General features: G+C 66.8%; 15 protein-coding genes. 9 read left to right on the forward strand and 6 right to left on the reverse strand.

The window, feature by feature from the left end:
• Nucleotides 1-34: 34 nt before the first annotated feature.
• Nucleotides 35-985, reverse strand: a complete 951-nt coding sequence (locus GGQ89_RS06340; protein WP_184104961.1) for an Mrp/NBP35 family ATP-binding protein — start codon at nucleotides 983-985, stop codon at nucleotides 35-37.
• Between the two features lie 71 nt (nucleotides 986-1,056).
• Here GGQ89_RS06340 and hflK point away from each other — a divergent pair, with 71 nt between their 5' ends.
• From hflK to GGQ89_RS06365, 5 genes are all read left to right on the forward strand, one after another.
• On the forward strand, nucleotides 1,057-2,217 hold the full coding sequence (gene hflK, locus GGQ89_RS06345) for a protease modulator HflK (RefSeq protein ID WP_184104963.1): 1,161 nt from the start codon (nucleotides 1,057-1,059) through the stop codon (nucleotides 2,215-2,217).
• Nucleotides 2,214-3,080: an SPFH domain-containing protein gene (hflC, locus tag GGQ89_RS06350; protein WP_184104965.1), complete on the forward strand. Its 867-nt coding sequence runs from the start codon at nucleotides 2,214-2,216 to the stop codon at nucleotides 3,078-3,080. The genes hflK and hflC overlap by 4 nt, the downstream gene beginning before the upstream one ends.
• A 106-nt stretch (nucleotides 3,081-3,186) precedes the next feature.
• Nucleotides 3,187-4,716 (forward strand): Do family serine endopeptidase, encoded by a 1,530-nt coding sequence (locus GGQ89_RS06355; RefSeq protein ID WP_184104967.1) that lies wholly within the window; start codon nucleotides 3,187-3,189, stop codon nucleotides 4,714-4,716.
• 102 nt (nucleotides 4,717-4,818) lie between these two features.
• Nucleotides 4,819-6,429 carry a helicase HerA-like domain-containing protein gene (locus GGQ89_RS06360; RefSeq protein ID WP_184105115.1) on the forward strand — a complete coding sequence of 537 codons (1,611 nt, stop codon included), beginning with the start codon at nucleotides 4,819-4,821 and terminating at the stop codon, nucleotides 6,427-6,429.
• Between the two features lie 461 nt (nucleotides 6,430-6,890).
• On the forward strand, nucleotides 6,891-8,867 hold the full coding sequence (locus GGQ89_RS06365) for an OPT family oligopeptide transporter (RefSeq protein ID WP_184104969.1): 1,977 nt from the start codon (nucleotides 6,891-6,893) through the stop codon (nucleotides 8,865-8,867).
• Between the two features lie 170 nt (nucleotides 8,868-9,037).
• Here the strand turns inward: GGQ89_RS06365 and GGQ89_RS06370 are convergent, their stop codons facing one another.
• The 5 genes from GGQ89_RS06370 to queF form a co-directional block, all read right to left on the reverse strand.
• Complete coding sequence (locus GGQ89_RS06370; RefSeq protein WP_056436675.1) at nucleotides 9,038-10,321, reverse strand: glycoside hydrolase family 130 protein; 1,284 nt, start codon at nucleotides 10,319-10,321, stop codon at nucleotides 9,038-9,040.
• A gap of 62 nt (nucleotides 10,322-10,383) precedes the next feature.
• The gene (locus tag GGQ89_RS06375) at nucleotides 10,384-12,654 is read right to left on the reverse strand and encodes a glycosyltransferase family 4 protein (protein WP_184104971.1); all 2,271 of its coding nucleotides are present in this window, start codon (nucleotides 12,652-12,654) and stop codon (nucleotides 10,384-10,386) included.
• Nucleotides 12,655-13,096: 442 nt separating this feature from the next.
• Nucleotides 13,097-13,963 (reverse strand): SurA N-terminal domain-containing protein, encoded by an 867-nt coding sequence (locus tag GGQ89_RS06380; RefSeq protein ID WP_184104974.1) that lies wholly within the window; start codon nucleotides 13,961-13,963, stop codon nucleotides 13,097-13,099.
• Between the two features lie 210 nt (nucleotides 13,964-14,173).
• Nucleotides 14,174-14,947: a PEPxxWA-CTERM sorting domain-containing protein gene (locus GGQ89_RS20325; RefSeq protein ID WP_184104976.1), complete on the reverse strand. Its 774-nt coding sequence runs from the start codon at nucleotides 14,945-14,947 to the stop codon at nucleotides 14,174-14,176.
• A 126-nt stretch (nucleotides 14,948-15,073) separates the two neighbouring features.
• On the reverse strand, nucleotides 15,074-15,514 hold the full coding sequence (gene queF / locus GGQ89_RS06390) for a preQ(1) synthase (RefSeq protein ID WP_007403692.1): 441 nt from the start codon (nucleotides 15,512-15,514) through the stop codon (nucleotides 15,074-15,076).
• Between the two features lie 21 nt (nucleotides 15,515-15,535).
• Here queF and GGQ89_RS06395 point away from each other — a divergent pair, with 21 nt between their 5' ends.
• From GGQ89_RS06395 to GGQ89_RS06410, 4 genes are all read left to right on the forward strand, one after another.
• On the forward strand, nucleotides 15,536-17,068 hold the full coding sequence (locus GGQ89_RS06395) for a cryptochrome/photolyase family protein (protein WP_184104978.1): 1,533 nt from the start codon (nucleotides 15,536-15,538) through the stop codon (nucleotides 17,066-17,068).
• A 244-nt stretch (nucleotides 17,069-17,312) separates the two neighbouring features.
• On the forward strand, nucleotides 17,313-18,158 hold the full coding sequence (locus GGQ89_RS06400; protein ID WP_184104980.1) for a sulfurtransferase: 846 nt from the start codon (nucleotides 17,313-17,315) through the stop codon (nucleotides 18,156-18,158).
• Nucleotides 18,159-18,162: 4 nt separating this feature from the next.
• Nucleotides 18,163-19,359, forward strand: coding sequence for a cystathionine beta-lyase (gene metC / locus GGQ89_RS06405; RefSeq protein ID WP_184104982.1), 1,197 nt, complete (start codon nucleotides 18,163-18,165; stop codon nucleotides 19,357-19,359).
• Nucleotides 19,356-20,648 carry a mechanosensitive ion channel family protein gene (locus GGQ89_RS06410; protein WP_184104984.1) on the forward strand — a complete coding sequence of 431 codons (1,293 nt, stop codon included), beginning with the start codon at nucleotides 19,356-19,358 and terminating at the stop codon, nucleotides 20,646-20,648. The genes metC and GGQ89_RS06410 overlap by 4 nt, the downstream gene beginning before the upstream one ends.
• The last annotated feature ends 42 nt before the right edge of the window (nucleotides 20,649-20,690 follow it).

Consider the following 20,690-nt stretch of genomic DNA (forward strand, 5'->3'; position numbering starts at 1 on the left):
CGCACCCCAACGCCCCGCCGTGCCGCCGGTTTCATCACTGGCCGTCCAGCCAGCGCGCCACCCGCTCGGCCAGCGGCGCAAAGACCGTATCATCCTCGCCCGCCGCCGGAGGCTGCCCTGCATCGGAAGCGGTGCGGATCGCGATGGTCAGGGGCACCCGGCCCAGGAACGGAATGCCCAGCTCGACCGCCGCCGCCTCTGCCCCGCCCGATCCGAACGGGTCGGAGATACCCCCGCAATGGGGGCAGCAATAACCCGCCATATTCTCGACCAGACCGATGATCGGCACCCCCGCCTTGGTGAAAAGGTCGATGGCGCGCCGCGCATCGATCAGCGCCAGGTCCTGCGGCGTCGAGACGATCACCGCGCCTGCCGGGCGATGCTTCTGCACCATGGTCAGCTGCACGTCGCCGGTGCCCGGTGGCAGGTCGAGGACCAGCAGTTCCGTCGCGCCCCAGTCGCCATCGACCAGCTGGCTGAGCGCACCCGCCGCCATCGGCCCACGCCATGCGATCGCCTTGTCCGGTTCGACCAGCTGGCCCATCGACAGCAGCGAGACGCCATACGGGGTCGGCACGGGTTGCAGCTTGCCGTCCTGCGCCACCGGCTTCACGCCCTCGGCCGCCATCAGGCGCGGTTGCGAGGGGCCATAGATATCGGCGTCGACCAGCCCGGTCTTGCGGCCAGCCCGCGCCAGCGCGATGGCGAGATTGGCCGACAGGGTGGACTTGCCCACCCCGCCCTTGCCGCTGGCGACCGCGATGATGCGACGCTCGAGCTTCTCGGCGGTCAGGACGACGCGGACATCCTCCGCCCCCGACTGGATCGCGGCGGCCTTCACCTCTTCCTCCAGCGCCTGGCGACCCGCCCCGTCCAGGCCGGTAGCGTCGAGCACGACCCCGGCCCGCGCGCCCTCCATCCGCACATTCGCGCGCTTGCCCGCCACTGCGGCGACCGCCGCCTTTACCGTCTCGATGATGCTCATGCGCGGCAGATAGGATGCGAAGCGCGGCTTGGCACTGTTTTTGTCGGCGAACCGTTCCTATAACGATGAACATGAGAAAGCTGACGGGCCGGTTTCAACGCCCCCCCATCCTAGCCGCCAACACGCCGAAGGGCCCCTGGGGCGGGTCCGGCGACGATCCCAATGGTGGTCCCCGCAATCCCTGGGCCGTTCCGCCGGGTGGCCGCAAGGCACCGGGCAAGCCCACCGCGCTGGATGAATTCATCCGCAAGGCGCGCGGATCGGGCGGCGGCGGCCCCGGCGAGGGGCCGGGCGGCTCCGGCGGCGGTTTCGGCGGCCTTCCCGGTGCGCCGGGTGGCCGCACGCTCTGGGCGATCGGCGCGGCGATCCTGATCGTCATCTGGCTGCTCTACACTTCGATCCACCCGATCGGCCCGCAGCAGCGCGGCGTCGTCACCTATTTCGGTCGCTATACCGGCATCCTCGAGCCGGGCATCCAGATCACCGCTCCGGCCCCGATCGCCAGCGTCCGGGTGCTGGACGTGCAGAAGATCCGTACCGAGAACTTTCCCGAAGGCTCGGGTGAGAATCTGGTGCTGACCAGCGACCAGAACATCATCGACCTGACCTATTCGGTGCGCTGGGACATCGCCAATCCGCGCGACTACGCCTTTCGTCTGGCCCAGCCGCAGGAAACCGTGCGCGCGGCGGCCGAAAGCGCGATGCGGGCGGTGATCGCCGACACCTCGCTCGACCAAGCGCTGGGTTCGGGGCGTACCGGCATCGAACAGCGGGTGCAGGAACTGACCCAGTCGATCCTGAACGAATATCGCGCGGGCGTGCGGATCCAGGGCGTCGCCATCAAGCAGGCCGCCCCGCCGCAGCAGATCGTCGACGACTTCAACAAGGTGACGGTGGCGCAACAGCGCGCGGTCGCCGACGTCAACCAGGCGCGTTCCTATGCGCAGCAGGTGGTGGCCCGTGCGCAGGGCGAGGCGGCGCAGTTCGACAAGGTGTACGAACAATATCGCCTGGCCCCCGACGTGACCCGCCGCCGCATGTATTACGAGACCATGGAGGCCGTGCTGGCCAAGTCGGACAAGACCATCGTCGAGACGCCGGGCGTCGTGCCCTATCTGCCCCTGTCCAAGGGCCAGGCCAGGCCGCTGCCGCCCGAGATCACCGCGACGGCTCCGGCCACGCCGCCTGCCGCTTCTGCGCAGGCCGGTTCGGAACAGGGAGGCGGCCAGTGAACGGCCTGACCGCACGCAACCCGATCGTGCTGGGCGTCGCCCTGCTGATCGCGGTCATCATAGCCGCCTCGACCTTCTCGATCGTGCCGGAAACCCGGCAGGCGGTCGTCTATCGGTTCGAGCAGCCGCGCCGGGTGGTCAATGGCTATCGGCCCAGCGAGGAACTGGGCGACAGCGGCGCAGGCCTGATCGCGCGTATTCCCTTCGTCGACCGCATCGTCTGGGTCGACAAGCGGGTGCTCGACCTCGACCTGGAAAAGACCCAGGTGCTGTCGACCGATCAGCTGCGCATGAATGTCGATGCCTTTGCCCGTTTCCGCGTGATCGACCCGCGCCGCATGCTGGCGACGGCGGGCAGCGTCGACGGCGTCATCAACCAGCTCCGCCCGATCTTCGGCTCGGCGCTGCGCAACGAACTGGGCAAGCGGCGTTCGTCCGAACTGCTCAGCCCCGAGCGCGGCCAGGTGATGGACGCGATCCAGGTCCGCCTCGACCGCATCGCGCGCCAATATGGCGTCCAGATCGTCGATGTGCGCATCAAGGAGGCCGAGCTGCCGCCGGGCACGCCGCTGCAAAGCGCGCTCGCCCGGATGCAGACCGCGCGCCAGCAGGAGGCGATCACCATCGCTGCGCAAGGGCAGAAGCAGGCGCAGATCGTCCGCGCCGATGCCGACGCCCAGGCCGCGCAAATCTATGCCCAGGCGTTCGGCAAGGATGCCAATTTCTACGATTTCTACCGGGCCATGCAGTCCTATCGCCATACCTTCGGTGCGGACGGCTCGAACCAGGAACGTGGGGCCACGCAGATCATTCTGTCGCCCGAGAACAGCTATTTGAAGGAATTCACCGCGCCGGGCCGATAGGTGGACAATCCACCTTTCCGCTCGTTCATATTCAAGCGTCGTTCAGCCAAACCGTGGCAAATAGGTCACGGTCAAACTGAATTTTCTTTGAGAGGACCCTAGCCCAGTGCGCTACGCCTACGCCATTACCAGTGCGCTCCTCCTCGGTGGTGCGACCGCGACCCTGGCCCTTCAGCCCGGCACCGCCCAGGTCGCGCAGAACGAACCGGGCGCGATCCAGGCGGTCGCCCCGCGCGCCGGCGCGCCGATGAGCTTTGCCGACATGGTCGCCAAGCTCCAGCCCGCCGTCGTCAACATCTCGACCAAGCAGTCGATCACCGTAAAGCAGCAGGCGAACCCGTTTGCCGGTACCCCGTTCGAGGGCTTTTTCGGCCAGTTCGGCGGCCAGGCCGGGCCGCAGCCGCAGAAGCGTGAAGGCGCCTCGCTGGGTTCGGGCTTCCTGATCTCGCCCGATGGCTATATCGTCACCAACAACCACGTCATCGCGCCGGGCGCACAGGGTGCGTCGGTCGATTCGATCACCGTCACGCTGAGCGACCGCAAGGAATATACCGCCAAGGTCGTCGGCCGCGACGAGACCTCCGACCTCGCGGTTCTGAAGATCGACGGCAAGAGCCTGCCCTTCGTGCGCTTCGGCGACTCGGCGCGGGCACGGCCGGGCGACTGGGTGCTGGCCATCGGCCAGCCCTTCGGCCTGTCGAGCACCGTGACCGCGGGCATCATCTCGGCGATCCACCGCGTCACCGGACAGGGCGGCGCGAACGACCGCTTCATCCAGACCGACGCCGCGATCAACCAGGGCAATTCGGGCGGCCCGATGTTCGACATGAACGGCAATGTGATCGGCATCAACAGCCAGATCTATTCGCAGTCGGGCGGCAATATCGGCATCGGCTTCGCCATCCCGGCGGAGGACGCCAAGCCGATCGTCGAGCGCCTGATGAAGGGCCAGAAGATCGAGCGCGGCTATCTGGGCGTGCAGATCGGCGGGCCGGTCAATGACGATGTCGCCGCCTCGCTGGGCGTGCCCAAGGGCCAGGGCGAGATCATCGCCAAGGTCGAGCCGAACGGCCCCGCCGCCAAGGCCGGTCTGAAGGCGTTCGACGTCGTGACCAAGGTCAACGGCCAGTCGGTGACGCCCGAGCAGACCCTGTCCTATCTGATCGCGAACGTGCCGCCGGGCGGCCGCGTCCAGCTGGAAGTGCTGCGCGGCGGCAAGCCGGTGTCGTTGACCGCGACCGCCGCGACCCGTCCGTCGAACGAGGAACTGCGCTCGACCATGGGTGACGGCTCCGACGCCTTCCCCGACGATGACGACGATGCGCAGACCACGCCGGCGGCCGGTGGCGGCCTGGGCCTGTCGGTCCAGGTGCTGACCCCCGCGATCGCGCGGGCGATCAATGTCGACCCGACGACCCAGGGCGTGGTGATCGCAGCGGTCGATCCGTCGAGCGATGCCGCCGCCAAGCTGAAGCGCGGCGATGTCATCACGGCAGTCAACGGTGCGCCGGTGCGCAGCGCGGCCGATCTCCAGCAGATCGTCGCCGCCGCCAAAGCCGCAGGCCGCCCGCAGGTGCTGGCACAGATCACCCGCGGCAAGATCGCGGGCGCGCTGATCCCGCTCCGAATCAAGTAATCCGCCAGCCTTGACGGGCCGGTAAAGAAAGGCCGTCGCATCCCGGGGATGCGGCGGCCTTTTGCTATTCCCGTCCCCGTTCACGGCGATACAATGCGCGCCATGGACGGCATCTTCATCGGCATGGGTGGCGGCAAGCCACAGGCGATCGACCTCAAGCGCGCGAACCGGCACGGCCTGATCGCGGGCGCGACCGGCACCGGCAAGACGGTGACGCTCCAGACGATGGTCGAGGGGTTCTCGCGTGCCGGGGTGCCCAGCTTCGTCGCCGATGTGAAGGGCGACCTGTCGGGCCTGGGCCTCGCCGGATCGGCGATGGGAAAGACGCACGCCGCCTTCTCCGCGCGCGCCGCCGAACTGGGCATGACCGACTGGGCCTATGATGCCGCCCCCGTACAATTCTGGGACCTGTTCGGCACGCAGGGGCACCCGGTCCGCGCCACCGTGTCGGAGATGGGGCCTCTGCTGCTCGCCCGCATGATGGGCCTGAACGAGACTCAGGAGGGCGTGCTGACCATCGCCTTTCATGTCGCGGACAAGGAAGGGCTGCTCCTCCTCGACCTGGATGATCTCCAGGCGATGCTGGCCGAATGCGCCGCGCGGGCGGACGAGCTGACCACCACCTATGGCAATGTCTCGAAACAGTCGGTCGGCGCGATCCAGCGCGCGCTGCTCCAGTTGCGCACCCAAGGGGGCGAGCATTTCTTCGGCGAACCCGCCCTCGAACTGGCCGACCTGATTGCCACGGACGATTCGGGGCGCGGCATCGTCAACATCCTCGCCGCCGACCAGCTTATGGCCAGCCCCAAGCTTTACGCCACCTTCCTGCTCTGGCTGTTGTCCGAACTGTTCGAACAGCTTCCCGAGATCGGCGACCCCGACAAGCCCAAGCTCGTCTTCTTCTTCGACGAGGCGCATCTGTTGTTCGACGAGGCCGCGCCCGCGCTGATCGACACGATCGAGCGCGTCGTGCGGCTGATCCGGTCCAAGGGCGTCGGTGTCTATTTCATCACCCAGAACCCGATCGATGTGCCCGACAAGATCGCCGGACAGCTGGGCAACCGCGTGCAGCATGCGTTGCGCGCCTTCACGCCCCGCGATCAGGCGGCGGTGCGCTCGGCGGCGGAGACGTTCCGCGCCAATCCCGGCGTCGATGTCGCCACCGCCATCACCGAGTTGAAGGTCGGCGAGGCGCTGGTCTCGCTGCTCCAGCCCGATGGCTCCCCCTCGCCCGTCGAGCGCACGCTGATCGCCCCGCCGCGCAGCCGGGTCGGCCCCGCGACGCCGGAGGAACGCAAGGTCCTGATCGAGACCGACGCGGTCGGTGCGAAATACGATCAGGCGATCGACCGCGAATCGGCCGAGGAACTGCTCGCCGCCAAGACCCAGGAAGCCGCCGCAGCCGCCGCCGAGGCGAAGGCGGCGACCGAGGCCGACAAGCAGGCGGCGCAACAGGCGAAGGCGGACGCGAAGGCCGCCAAGGAGGCCGAACGCGCCCGCATCGCCGAACAGCGTGCGGCGGCCAACTCCCCCTGGGCCAAGATGGCGAGCAGCGCGGCCCGCTCGGCCAGTTCCTCGATCGGGCGACAGGTGGCCAACGAGATCGGCAAGCAGGTGTTCGGCGGCGGATCGCGGCGGCGTTCGAGTAGCGCTGGCGGCGGGATCGTCGGGGCGGTGGTGCGCGGGGTGCTGGGAAATCTGTTTCGAGGGTAACGGTTTCCAACCCCCACCCTCACCCTTCCCACCCGCTATCGCGGGCGGGCCCCTTCCCTCTCCCGGTGGGAGAGGGAGAATAAGGGGACCTATAAAGCGCTTCTCTCGCCCTCTACTTCCAACCTCCGTTCAGCTTGAGCGCAGTCGAAGGCCACGGGAATCCACTCACTCCAAGCGCGCACCCCGGCGAAGGCCGGGGTCCAGTTGCCATGGGCCATCGAAGGCGCGGCATCTTCGCCTCCCCCGCAACGGTCTGCGCGCCGCGAGCTTCGCGGGATCTGGACCCCGGCCTTCGTCGGGGTTGGGGCCTTTGGCGAATTGAATCGCGTGGCCTTCGACTTCGCTCAGGCTGAACGGGGGTTGGCAGGGATCTTCCCTGCCGCGCCCGCTGGACGAAGTCGAGGCAAATCCCCCATATGAAACGCTAGGCGCACGCCTCCTACTCTGCCACATCTGCGCGCATGAGCCGTACTCCCACTGCTGCCCGCCCCGTTGCCGAACTGACCCTTCGCGGCATTGCGCTGGGCGGGATCATCACGCTGCTGTTCACGGCGGCCAATGTCTATCTGGGCCTGAAGGTCGGGCTGACCTTCGCCACTTCGATCCCGGCGGCGGTCATCTCGATGGCGATCCTGCGCTATCTGCCGAACAGCTCGGTGCTGGAGAACAACATCGTCCAGACGATCGCCTCGGCGGCGGGGACGCTGGCGGCGATCATCTTCGTGCTGCCCGGCCTCGTCATGATCGGCTGGTGGCAGGGCTTTCCCTACCTCCTGACCGCCGGAATTACGGCCACGGGCGGCATTCTCGGCGTCATGTTCTCGGTCCCCTTGCGCCGTGCCCTCGTCGTCGACACCGACCTCCCCTACCCGGAGGGCCGCGCCGCGGCCGAAGTGCTGAAGGTCGGCGCGGGCAGCCGCGAGGGCGAAGCGGAGAGCGCGACCGGCCTGCGGCTGATCGTCGTCAACGCCGTCGCCTCGGCCGCCTTCGCCGTGCTGACCCAGACCAAGCTGGCGGTGGCCGAAGCCGCCATCTGGTTCCGCACCGGCGCGGGCGCCACGGGCATTTCGGGCGGGCTGTCCTTCGCGCTGATCGGGGTCGGGCATCTGGTCGGCCTGTCGGTCGGCGTCGCGATGCTGGCGGGGATCGCGATCGGATGGTGGGTGGCACTGCCCATCCTGACCGCCATGGCCCCCTCGACCGGCCCGGTCGCCGAGTGGGCGGGCGGTATCTTCAGCCGCGACGTGCGTTTCCTGGGCGCGGGCGTGATCGGGGTCGCGGCGATCTGGACGCTGCTGAAGATCATCGGGCCGGTCATCGGCGGCATCCGCTCGTCGCTCGCCGCCGCCTCCGCCAAGCGCGACGGCACCGTGCTGCCCATCGGCGAGCGCGACCTGCCGATCGGGATCGTCGCGGTCGTCGCGCTGGCGACGTTGGTGCCGATCGCGGGACTTTTGTGGTCGGTGATCGCGGGCGGGCCGCTCGCCGCATCGGGCTTCGCGCTGATCGGCGGCGCGCTGCTGTTCATCTTGCTGATCGGCCTCGTGATCGCGGCCGTCTGCGGGTATATGGCGGGTCTGATCGGGGCCTCGAACAGTCCCGTGTCGGGCATCGGCATCCTGTCGGTGCTGGCCGCAGCGCTGCTCCTCGTCGGCCTGTTCGGGCGCGGCACATCCCCGGAGACCACGCAGGCGCTGGTCGCCTATGCGCTGATCGTTACCGGCGTCGTGTTCGGTGTGGCGACCATCTCCAACGACAATCTCCAGGACCTGAAGACCGGCGAGCTGGTCGGTGCGACGCCGTGGAAGCAGCAGGTGGCGCTGGTCATCGGCGTCGTCTTCGGCAGCCTGGTGATCCCGCCCGTCCTCGACCTGCTCAACGCAACGCTGGGCTTTGCGGGCACGCCGGGGGCTGGCCCCAACGCGCTGTCCGCACCGCAGGCCGCGCTGATCTCGGCACTGGCCAAGGGCGTACTGGGCGGCGACCTGAACTGGGGCATGATCGGGATCGGCGCGCTGGTCGGCGTCGGGGTGATCGTGGTGGACGAGGTGCTGGGCAAGCTCGGCTGGTTGCGCCTGCCGCCGCTGGGCGTGGGGCTGGGCATCTACCTGCCCATGTCGGCCACGCTGCCGGTCGTGGTCGGCGCCACCATCGGCCATGCCTATGACCGCTGGGCCAAGCGCAGCGCCAACCCGGACACCGCCGAGCGGCTGGGTGTGCTGGCCGCGACCGGGCTGATCGTCGGTGAGAGCCTGTGGGGCGTCGGTTTTGCGGGGATCGTCTATCTGACCAACTCGGACGCGCCGCTGGCGCTGGTCGGAGAGGGTTTCGCGACCCCCGCGCTGGTCGGGGGGACGATCCTGTTCCTCGGGATCGTGGCGGCGCTGTACCGCTATACGCGCCGCCAAGTTGCGTTCCTGCCGCCAGCCGCCCACTGATCGCTAATTCCTCCCCTGTAAGGGGAGGTGGCAGGCCGTAGGCCTGACGGAGGGGTGTCCCGCTATCGAGAGGGGGGACACCCCTCCACCATGCTGCGCATGGTCCCCCTCCCCTTACAGGGGAGGAATAAAGAGAACTTGGCGCAGCATGGAACCGCGCCATCTGGACATTACATCGCGGCCAACAGCTCGCTGATCTTCACGAACGCAAAGCCGATCGAGCTGTCCGCGATGCCATAGGGAAGGAACAGCGAATCGCCGTGCCGAATCGCGCCGCAGGAATAGACGACGTTGGGCACATAACCCTCGCGGTCCTGGTCCTTCGCCGCCAGAATCGGCTGCTTCGTCCGGCCAAGCACCTTGGACGGGTCGTTCTTGTCGAGCAGCGCGGCACCGATCGAATATTTGCGCATCGCACCGACGCCGTGGGTCAGCAGTAGCCAGCCCTCGTCCGTTTCGATGGGCGGACCGCAATTGCCGATCTGCACCAGTTCCCATGGATAGACGGGGGTGAGGATCTTCTCGCCCTCATCCCAATGCGTCAGCGAGTCGGACTTGAGAAGGAACAGGTTTTCGCCGTCCTGCCGCCCGATCATCATATACTGGCCCGCGACCTTGCGCGGGAACAGCGCCATGCCCTTGTTACGCGCCGCCGCGCCGGTCATCGGCACGAGGTCGAACGCGCGGAAGTCGCGGGTGCGCATCAGTTCGGACTGGATGCCCGAGCCGTCATAGGCGGTATAGGTGCCGATCCACTCGACCGCGCCGTCGTCATGCGTGAACTGGACGATCCGCATGTCCTCCAGCCCCTTGGACTGGGCCTGGGTGATCGGGAAGATGACCGTGCCCGACAGCGTCGAGTCGCGGTGGCGGTGGACCGTGATCGGGCCGCTTGGCACTTCATACTCGCCCCAGCCATGCACGTCCGTCGCGGTCGCGAAGGGCGGCTCGGGCGCGAGGCGCAGCTGGTTCTGATCGTTGATGATGCCTTCGCGGAACGCGACCGACGAGATGTGCCCCTCGCCCACCGAGCGCATCGACATCAGGATACGCTGCGACCCCGGCTGGATGCCGGTCTGGTCAAAATGCGGCACCGCCGACGGGTTCATCAGCGCGGCGGCGGCATAGCTGTATTCGTGGCAGAAATAGGCCCCGATCAGCTGGCGCTTCTCGTCGCTGATCTTCGACCCGTCGAGCTTCAGCAGATCCTCGATCTGGTCGTAACGGGTCATGAAGACGCGCCGCGTCTGCCAGTGCCGTGCCTCGAAATCCTTCAGCACGGCTTCCAGCTGGTCGCGGGCTTCCTGCGGCGACATGGCCAGCACTTCGCCCACCAGCCGTTCGGTCCGGCTGGGGGGTGCGCCGTTGCCACCGCCCCAGGCGATGTGAAACGGCCGCACCACGACGCGCGAAGGGTCGGCATGAAGCCGCAGCCGGTGGTTGAAAAGATCCATCGCGCTACCGTCTCGCCACTTTACCAAAAACGCTCATCACATCCCCCGAACATGACAGCATGTCAGGCAATGTGACGATCGGCTCCTGCCATGGATGAGGCGGAATGGCAAAGGCTGGCTATCGCGCAATTGGCGAGTTGCAGCGCCAGGATCGACTCGGCACCCTGGTTCCGGTTGAGGCCGGTCGGCATCAGCCCGTCGAAACAGCCGCCGTCCTGCGCCGTCGCCAGCGGCAGGTCGAGATCGTTGGCGCCCAGGAACCAGCCATAGGCCCGCTCGCCCTCGGCGATCCAGCGCGGGTCGCGGGTGGCGGCATAGGCCGACTGGCACGCCTCGACGGTGGCCTGCGCCTCCAGCGGCTGCTGGTCGAACTGCAACGGCTCGGCATAGGGGCGACCGAAGCTCTCGCTGCCCACTGCCCGGAAACGACCCTCGGGCGAGGTCTGCTTGCCGACGATCCACTCCAACGTCGACAGGCCGCAGTCGATCAGGTCCTGCCGACCCAGTGCGCGCCCGGCCTCGATCAGTGCCTGCGGCACGCGGGCATTGTCATAGGCCAGCACGATCTCGAACCACTGCCATTCCGGCCGCCGTGCCTCTTCGAGCAGGGCGAGGTGCAGGGGGGGCAGCTTCTCCAGGATGGCACGCGCCAGCTGATGCCCCGGCCGCGCCTCCAGCATTGCCGCCGCGCCCAGCATCGCAAAGGCCTGCGCACGAAGCGATCCCAGGTCGAGCGCCAGCGAGGCGGTGGCGTCGAACCACATCTGTGCCCAATCGCGATGCTTGGCCATCTGCGCGTCGCGCGCAGTCACGCCCAGCGCCCAAAGGGTACGGCCGTTGGAATCCTCCGATCCCACTTCCTCGCACCAGCTGCGGTCGAAGCGCATGAAGTTGCGATAGCGGCGCTCTTCCGGATTCCAGGCATATTGCAGGAACGAGGCGTAGATGGTCGTCCACTTGTCGCGCGTGACCGGATCGATATCCGGCGCCTGGGTCATGAAGATCAACGCGCGCGCATTGTCGTCGATGCAATAGCCATGCCGGCGATCGGGCACCGAATAGATGGCATGCTGCAACATGCCGGTCGAGTCGCTCATCCGCTCGACGGCGGCGATGTCGGCCTTTAGCGGCTTGATGCTGGTCTGGTATGATCCGGCGATCCGGCGCGGGCGGGCGGTGATCGCCGATGCCATCTGCTCCAGCGCCGCCTCGGCGAGGCGCGGCCAGATCATGGTGCGGCCACGGGCATAGGCGCGCTGCGACAGGCGGTTGCGTGCCGATTCGTCGGTCAGCAGCCGGTCGATCTCGCGGGCAAAGGCATCCGCATCGCAGAAATCCACCAGGACGCCGTGATCATCGGCCAGAATCTCGACCGCATGGACATAGGGCGTGGATACCACCGCCTTGCCGACACCGACCGCATAGGACAGCGTGCCGCTCGTGATCTGGGCGGGGTTGGTATAGGGCGTCGCATAGATGTCGGCGGCCTGGAGATATTCGATCAGTTCGTCATGCTCGACGAACGCATCGACGAAGGCGACATTGCCGGCCACGCCACGCGCCTCGGCCAGTGCCTTCAACCGGTCGCGATACGCCTCGCCCTCATGCGCGATCAAATTGGGATGCGTCGCGCCCAGCACGACATAGAGCAGTTCGGGATGATGCGCGGCGACGGCGGGCAGCGCCTCGATGATCGTCTCGATCCCCTTGTTCGGTGCGAGCAGGCCGAAGGTGAAGACGACCTTGCGCCCTTCCCAGCCGAACTTGGCCTTCAGCGAGTCGGGCGAGATGAGTTCGCGGTCGGGCACGCCATGCGGGATCATCGCGATCTGGCGCGGGTCGGCGCCATAGACGCGTTGGAGAATGTCGCGGCCCTTGTCGGCCATGACGATGATCCGGGCGCAGCGGCGCAGCAAGCCCTCCATCACCCGGCGCTCATCGGCGGAGGGCTTTTCGAGAACGGTGTGAAGCGTCGCGATCACGGGCAGCGTGGTACGATCGAGCAGCGCCAGCAGATGCTCGCCGGCGGCACCGCCATAGATGCCATATTCATGCTGAACCCAGATCGCCTGCGCGCCGCTCGCCTCGATCCGGCGGGCCATATCGATATAGGCACCGCGCTCATGCTGCGGGATGGCGGCAGTCACGGCCGGGGGATAGGCATAGCGGCCGGGATGATCGTCCATTGCATAGACATCAACGGCCAGGTCGGGAAAGCGATTGCGCAGGGCGGAATAAACGTCGGTGGTGAACGTCGCGAGCCCGCATTGACGGGGCAGGAAATTGCCGATCAGCGCCAGTCGTTCGATCACGGTTCCGTTCGCATCCACCATATCGCTTGTCCTTGCAGGCGAGAGGGAAGCGGAAAGTCCGCAATTCCCCTCGCACTAAGGTTAACCCGCGATGAGCGACGAAGGTTGCAAAGCGTATTACATATTTGCTGCACCGCACCCTTAGGCTGCGTCGAGATGACGTTACGGAACGCTGAAATGTGTGTCCGTGACGGGGATAGGGCTCCGCCTATTGGATCGCGTTGCCGAAACAGATCGGTGGCAAAGGATCCCATCCCTCCCTCGCCCCTCTTGAGGGGAGAGGGTTGCGCAGACTTGGCCTTTGCGAGAGCAAAGGGTTAGTCGGAGCTGGGTGAGGGGTGAGCGCGCGAAGCGCGCGCGAGCCATTCGGCTCGCTCAACCCCTCACCCAAGCTGCGCTAGCCAGCAGGCTGGCAAGCTTCGCTAACCCTCTCCCCTATCCAGGGGAGAGGGAGGGGAATTTCTCAACGCGCGGGTACGCGGTCGGCGGCGTCGCTGACGGTCTTGCCGTCGGCCGCCGCCTTGGCGTCGGGTTTGAAGCCGGTCTCATAAGAGATGCTGGCCTTCTGGCGCTGCGCCTTGAGGGTCTGGCCCAGTGCATCGGCGATCGCCTTGCGCCGCAGGATTTCCCCCGCCAGCGCGCGCGCGGGTTCGCCGGTGACGGGGGCCGCCATGCGCTGGATGATCGCATTGGCGGTGTAGCTGCCTTGATAGGGCAGCAGGATGGGATCGCCCGATGGCTGCCTGGCCACCTGGGCCGCGATCGCGGCCGGCAGGAACGCCGAGTCGACGAGGACATGATCACGGGTGAAGGGGGTGGCGTTGCGGGTCAGTTCGTCGGCCAGTGCGTCCAGCGTCTTGAACTGGCCAAGCGCCAGCAGCGCCTCGGTGCTGGCGGGCTGGGCGAAGCGGATCTGGTCGACATAGAATTTCTGCCGCTGCGCGAACTCATAGGGATGCGCGGCGATATAGGCGTCGACCGCCTGGACGTTGGGCACCGGCACGGTGTTGGCCAGCTTCCGCGCCAGCATCTCGACCCGCAGCCTTTGCTCCTGCCGTTCGCGCTGGGCAGTGAATTCGGGGGTCTTGTCGATCCCCATCGCCTGCGCCGCCTGAACCAGCAGGGTACGGTCGACCAGCTGGGGCAGGATCGCCTTACGATAGGCGAGACGATCGACGCCCGGCGGCGCATCGGCCAGTTCGGCATCCAGCGCCTGGGTCGTGATCGCCTGTCCGTCGACCTGGGCCACCCCCTTCCCCTCGGGCTTGGACTGGCATCCCGACAGGGCCAGCAGGGCAAGGGGGACGGCGCTCCAGGACCAATGTTTCACGCGAAGAACTCCATGACCACATACCGCCCGCCCGCAGGCGGATTTCGGCTAGACTGTCGGCATTCCTGCGTCGGAAGCGGTTGCGATATTCTTATCCCGCTTGAAGGCGGCGGGAGATTTCCGGTGGACGCTACGAAAAAACCGGCCGCCCATCGGACGACCGGTTTTCGATATCCAACGCAGCGCATTTGGCGCACCGCGATGGATGGATCAGGCGATGGCGGCGTTCGGACCGGTGCCGCGACGGCGCAAGGCATAGCCCACCAGCACCAGACCCAGCAGCAGCATCGCCCAGGTCGCGGGCTCCGGTACGGCGGTCGGGGCCGAGGCCGCGCCATAGGCCTGGCCATAGGTGTAGGACGACACCTTCGTCCCCAGGCCGGTGGTCGGATCGATGGTGTAGATCGCATTGTCCTTCACGCCGAACAGTGCGTCGACCGTCGAGGCCAGCCCGAACATGTCGGTCGTGCCGCCGATCAGCTGGCTGGCGCCGGTCAGCGGATTGACGACCGCCAGGCCCAGATTGCTGGCGAGGTACAGCTGCCCCTTGAAGAAGGCCAGATCGCCCGCCGACTCCGGGCTGCCCATCGATCCGATCAGGCTGGCCTGCCCATTGCTGGTGTTGAGCTTGTACAGATTATTGTCGCCCGACCCGTACAGCGTACCGTCCGCGCCGAAGACCAGGCCGTTGACGAACGAGCCCATCGAACCAAGTACGGTCGTCGCGCCGCCGGTCGTCGAGAGCTTGAAGAGCGTGCCCCCGTCGACGCCGAACAGATCGCCGCCATTGTTGAAGGCGATGTCGTACATCACCGTGCCGGTATTGCCCAGGACGGTGCTCACCTTGGTGGTCGTGTCATAGGACACGAGGCCACCATTGGAATCGTTGATGATGATCGTCGGATTGGCGCTTGCCGCTCCTGCCGTGCCAAGCCCGATCAGCGTGGCAACGGCCATGGCGAAATGTTTGACGATCTTCTGCACGGCCCTGGTCCCTTTCGCATCCCGATGACGCGTTCCTTATCGCACCACATAAATTGCGAGTCGGACGGCTTCAAGGATGGACGATGTTTCACATCGGGATGAAGCAGGGGTTAAGCCGCGGGCCGATCAGCCGCGGCCGCGATAGCCCGCCACGCCCTGATCGGGCAGCCACAGATCGGCGGGCGGGGCCGAGGATTGCCAGAACACGTCGATGGGGATGCCGCCGCGCGGATACCAATATCCGCCGATGCGAAGCCATACCGGCTTCATTTCCTCGAACAATCGCTCGCCGATGCCGACGGTGCAATCCTCGTGGAAACCGGCATGGTTGCGGAAGCTGCCCAGGAACAGCTTCAGCGACTTGGATTCGACGATCGTCTCGCCGGGCACATAGTCGATAACCAGATGTGCGAAGTCGGGCTGTCCGGTCACCGGGCAGAGCGAGGTGAATTCGGGCGCGGCGAACCGGATCAGATAGGTACGCCCCGGACGGGGGTTGGGAACATAATCGAGCACCGCCTCTTCCGGGGAAGCGGGCAGCGCGCTGGTCTGGCCGAGATGCTTCATGAAAGGCCATGTAGGACAGCCATGCCCAAAGCGCCAACGCTGATCCCCATTCTCGGCGACCAATTGTCGATGAACCTGTCATCACTGGAGGGCGCCGACCCCAAACGCACCGTCCTGCTGATGATGGAGGTGGAGGACGAGACGGGTTACGTCCGCCATCACAAGGCCAAGATCGCCTATATCCTGTCCGCCATGCGCCACCATGCCGAGGCCTTGAGGAAGGCGGGCTGGCGGGTCGATTACGTCAAGCTGGACGACCCCGATAGTACGGGCAGCTTCACCGGCGAAGTCGCCCGCGCGGTCGGGCGGCACGATCCGACACGGATCGTCGTGACCCAGGCGGGCGAATGGCGGGTCGCCGCGATGCTGGAGGCGTGGGAGACGATGTTCGGCATCCCCGTCGACATCCGCCCCGACACCCGCTTCATCGCCAGCCAGGCCGAGTTCGAGGATTGGGCGAAGGATCGCAAGGAACTCCGCATGGAGTTCTTCTACCGGCTGATGCGCCGCAAGACCGGCCTGCTGATGAAGGACGACAAGCCCGAGGGCGGCAAATGGAATTACGACGCCGACAACCGCAAGCCCGCGCCCAAGAAGGACGTACCGCCCGAACCGCTGAAGTTCGCGCCCGACACGATCACTCGCGAGGTGCTGACGCTGGTTGCCGGACGGTTCGACAACCATCCCGGCTCGCTCGACGGCTTCGCCTATGCCGTTACCGCCGAGGAGGCGCAGAAACAGGCCGAGGCGTTCATGGCGCACGGCCTGCCCAAGTTCGGTGATTATCAGGACGCGATGCTGACCGGCCAGCACCAGCTGTGGCACTCGGTTTTGTCGCCCTATATCAACTCGGGGCTGCTCGACCCGCTGGAGCTCTGCCGCATGGCGGAGGGGGAATATGAGGACGGCAACGCCAGCCTCAACTCGGTCGAGGGCTATATCCGCCAGATCATCGGCTGGCGCGAATATGTGCGCGGGCTCTACTGGCATGTCGGGCCGGATTATGTGGAGCGCAATTTCCTGCGCGCGCATCGGAAATTGCCCGGCTTCTACTGGACCGGCGAGACCGACATGCACTGCATGGCGCAAGCGCTGGGCCAGACGCTCGACACCGCCCATGCCCATCATATCCAGCGGCTGATGGTGACAGGCAATTACGCCATCCTGATCGGCGCCGACCCGGTGGAGGTGCATCGCTGGTATCTGGAAATCTATATCGACGCCTATGAATGGGTCGAACTGCCCAATGTCGTCGGCATGAGCCAGTTCGCCGATGGCGGCATCATCGCGTCCAAGCCCTATGTGTCGTCCGGGGCCTATATCAATCGCATGTCGGATTATTGCGGGTCCTGCCGCTACGACGTGAAGCAGCGGGTCGGCGAGGACGCCTGCCCGTTCAACGCGCTCTATTGGGACTTCCTCGCCCGGCACGAAGAGCGCTTCGAGGGGAATGTGCGGATGGCGATGGCGTATCGGAACTGGAACCGGATGGCGGAGGCGGACCGCAAGGCGGTGCGGGCGCAGGCGGCGAGGTATTTGGAGGGGCTGGAGTGATTCCCATGGCCTTCGACGTCGCTCAGGCGGAACGGAGTTTGGGATAGGCCCCCCTCACCTCTAGCCGCTCCCCTCCCGCAAGCGGGAGGGGATGGGGGAGGGTTTGGGGTCTCACAGATACCGTAGCTTGCGGCCCTGCCCTCCCCAAACCCCTCCCGCCTACGGGAGGGGCTTACCCCGCCCCCGCTTGCGACCCCGCCCCCAACGCGCCTAGGTACGGACCCACCGACCGAGGAGCCCCAAGATGCCGCCACTCATCACCCCGCAAGACCTCGCCGCCATCGCCGGCGAGGCGGACGTGCGCATCCTCGACGTCACCTATTTCCTCGACGACCCGGACGGCGCCAAGGCCCGACGCGGATTCGAGGACGGACATATCCCCGGCGCCCGCTTCCTGCCGATGGGGGCGCTCGCCGACCCCGACAGCGACCTGCCGATGACGCTGCCCCCGGCCGAGCATTTCGCCCATGCGCTGAGCGAGGCGGGGGTCGGCCATGCCGACCGGATCGTGCTTTACGACCGTTCACCGCTGCACAGCGCCGCGCGGGTCTGGTGGTTGCTCAGCCTGTTCGGTGCCGAGTCGGTGGCGCTGCTCGATGGCGGGCTGGAGGCTTGGGCAGCGGCGGGGCATCCCGTCACGATCGGCCCGGCGGGCGCGCCCGAAGCCCCCGGCCTGTTCCTTGCGCAAGCCGACCTTGCCCGCGTACGCAGCCTTCGCGAGGTCCGCACCCGTGTCGAGGCGGGCGATGCCCAGATCGTCGATGCCCGCTCTCCCGGCCGCTTCGCCGGGGCCGAGCCCGAACCGCGCCCCGGTGTCGAGCCCGGCCACATCCCCGGCGCATTGAACCTGCCCTATTCCCGGCTGTTCGAGGCCGATGGCCGCTGGAAATTCCCGGACGCCATAGCCGCCGAATTCGCCGCCGCCGGGGTGGATCCCGCCAAGCCGATGGTCGCCACCTGTGGATCGGGCATCACCGCCTGCGTCCTCGCCTTCGGGGCGGAGCGGATCGGCGGCTTGATGCCGGTCTATGACGGCAGCTGGACTGAATGGGGTTCCGACCCCAGCACCCCCAAAGCGAAAGACGCTTGAAACGATGACCGACGACGACCTGCCCATCAAGCCCGCCACCCGTCTGGTCCAGGCGGGCCGCCGCGCCGAATGGACCAGGGGCGTGGTCAACGTCCCCGTCTGGCGCGGCTCGACGGTGCTGTACGACAATGTCGCGCATATGCGCGCCACCGGTGCGGGCGATCTGCACGAGAAGCTGTTCTACGGCCGCAAGGGCCTGCCGACCCAGTGGTCGCTGGCCGATGCGCTGACCAGCCTGGAGCCGGGGGGGGCGGCGACCTTCCTCTACCCATCGGGCGTGGCGGCGATCGCGGCGGCGCTGCTTTCGGTGCTGTCGCCGGGCGACGAATTGCTGCTGGTCGACAGCGCCTATGACCCGACGCGTGGGCTGACCACCGGCTTGCTCGCGCGGATGGGGATCACGACGCGCTTCTATGATCCGCTGGTCGGCGCGGGCATCGCCGAGCTGATCGGCCCGGCCACCCGCGCGATCTTCCTCGAAAGCCCCGGCTCGCTGACGTTCGAGGTGCAGGATATTCCCGCCATCGTCGACGTCGCCAAGGCCAGAGGCATCACCACGATCCTCGACAACACCTGGGCGACGCCGCTCTTCTTCCCGGCGATCGCAAAGGGCGTCGACCTGACGGTGCTGGCCTGCACCAAGTACATTGTCGGCCATTCGGACGCGATGCTGGGGTCGGTGACGGCCGCGCCATCGCACTGGGCGGCGCTTCGCGACACGAGTTTCCAGCTGGGTCAGGTCGCCAGCCCCGACGACGCCTATCTGGGCAGCCGGGGGCTTCGCACCATGGGTGTCCGCCTCGCCCAGCATCAGGCCAGCGCGCTGACCATCGCCAAGTGGCTCGCCGAACAGCCGGGCGTGGCGCAGGTGCTGCACCCCGCCCTGCCCTCCTGCCCCGGCCATGAGGTCTTCGCGCGTGATTTCCTGGGGTCGAGCGGACTGTTCGCCTTCGTGCTCGACGGCGGCAACGACGCCGCGCGCACCGCGATGCTCGATGGGCTCGTCCATTTCGGGCTGGGGTTTAGTTGGGGCGGGTATGAGAGCCTGGCCATCCCCGCCGATCCGCATCGTTATCGCAGCGTAACTAGCCGCGAGTTCGCCGGGCCGCTGATCCGGCTGCAGATCGGATTGGAGGATACCGACGACCTGATCGCCGATCTCGACCGGGGGCTCGCCCGCTTCCGGGCCGCGCGCGGATGACCCTGTTCGAATGGCTTCAGGCGAGCGGCATCGAACTGCCGACCCGCGCCGAAGCCATTGAGGCGGCGGTCGCCTCGGTCCTGACGCTCGCCATGCTGGCGGGCGGGGTGGTTGCGGGGCGCAAGCTCGGCCCGCCCATCGCCGCCATGGTACAGCGTTTCGCCATCGCCCAGGGCGAGACGCTGCACGCCCGCATCTGCGCGATCACCCGACACGGCGCCGCCGCCTTCCTGCTGATGACCTTGGGCGCGATCTGGCCCTGGGAGTCGCTGGCGGGTGTGCCGATCGGGCTGGCGCTGGGCGCGTCGGTGGCGCGGGCGGGGTTCCAGCTGTTGCGCGGACTGAACCTGCCGCGCTGGCTGGCCTGGGTCTTTGCCATCGTCTGTTTCGTGGCGCTGTTCAGCCGCGAGATCGGCGGGCTCGAGCCGGTCACCCGCCTGGCCGAGCAGATCGGCTTTACCGTGGGGTCGCGGCGATTCTCGGTCATGCTGCTGGTGACGATGATTGTCACGGTGGTCGCGATCCTCGCCGTCACCCGCGCCGTCACCCGGATCACCGAGCAGTGGATCGGCCATGCCCGCGGGCTGGACCCGACGCAGAAGCTGCTGGCGCAGAAACTCGCCAGCATCGCCATCGTCGTCATCGCCTTCTTCTTTGCGATGGACCTGCTGGAGATCGACCTGACCAGCCTGGCGCTGTTCTCGGGCGGTTTCGGCCTCGCGATCGGTTTCGGACTTCAGAAGACGATCGGCAATCTGATCGCCGGGATCATCCTGCTGATGGACCGCTCGATCAAGCCGGGCGACGTCATCGCGCTCCAGAACGAAATCGGCTGGGTGAACAAGATCGGCGTGCGCGCCGTCTCGATCATCACCCGCGACGGCAAGGAGCATCTGATTCCCAATGAGAATCTGATGACGCAGGAGGTGGAGAACTGGTCCTATTCCGACCGCAACGTCCGTGTCCGCATCCCCGTCTCCATCGCCTATGACAACGACCTGAAGCTGGCCCAGGAATTGATGCTGCGCGCCGCGCGCGAATCACCACGCGTCCTGAAAAGCCCCAAGCCGACCGTCTGGCTGATGAGCTTCGGCGATTATGCGCTTCAGCACGAAATCCTGGCATGGATCAGCGACCCGGAAAGCGGCGTCGGCAATGTCCGTTCCGATGTGCTCAACCGCCTGTGGTTCCTCTTCAAGGAGCATGGAATCGGCCTGCCCTATCCCCAGCGCGACATCCATATCCGATCGCTGCCGACGGGGATGCGGCACGAGAATCTCGATGCTTGATCTGTGTTATTTGCGCAACATCGCGTCATCCGAGCATCAGTC

This window comes from Sphingomonas yabuuchiae (genome assembly GCF_014199595.1).
In the GTDB taxonomy this organism is placed as follows: domain Bacteria; phylum Pseudomonadota; class Alphaproteobacteria; order Sphingomonadales; family Sphingomonadaceae; genus Sphingomonas; species Sphingomonas yabuuchiae.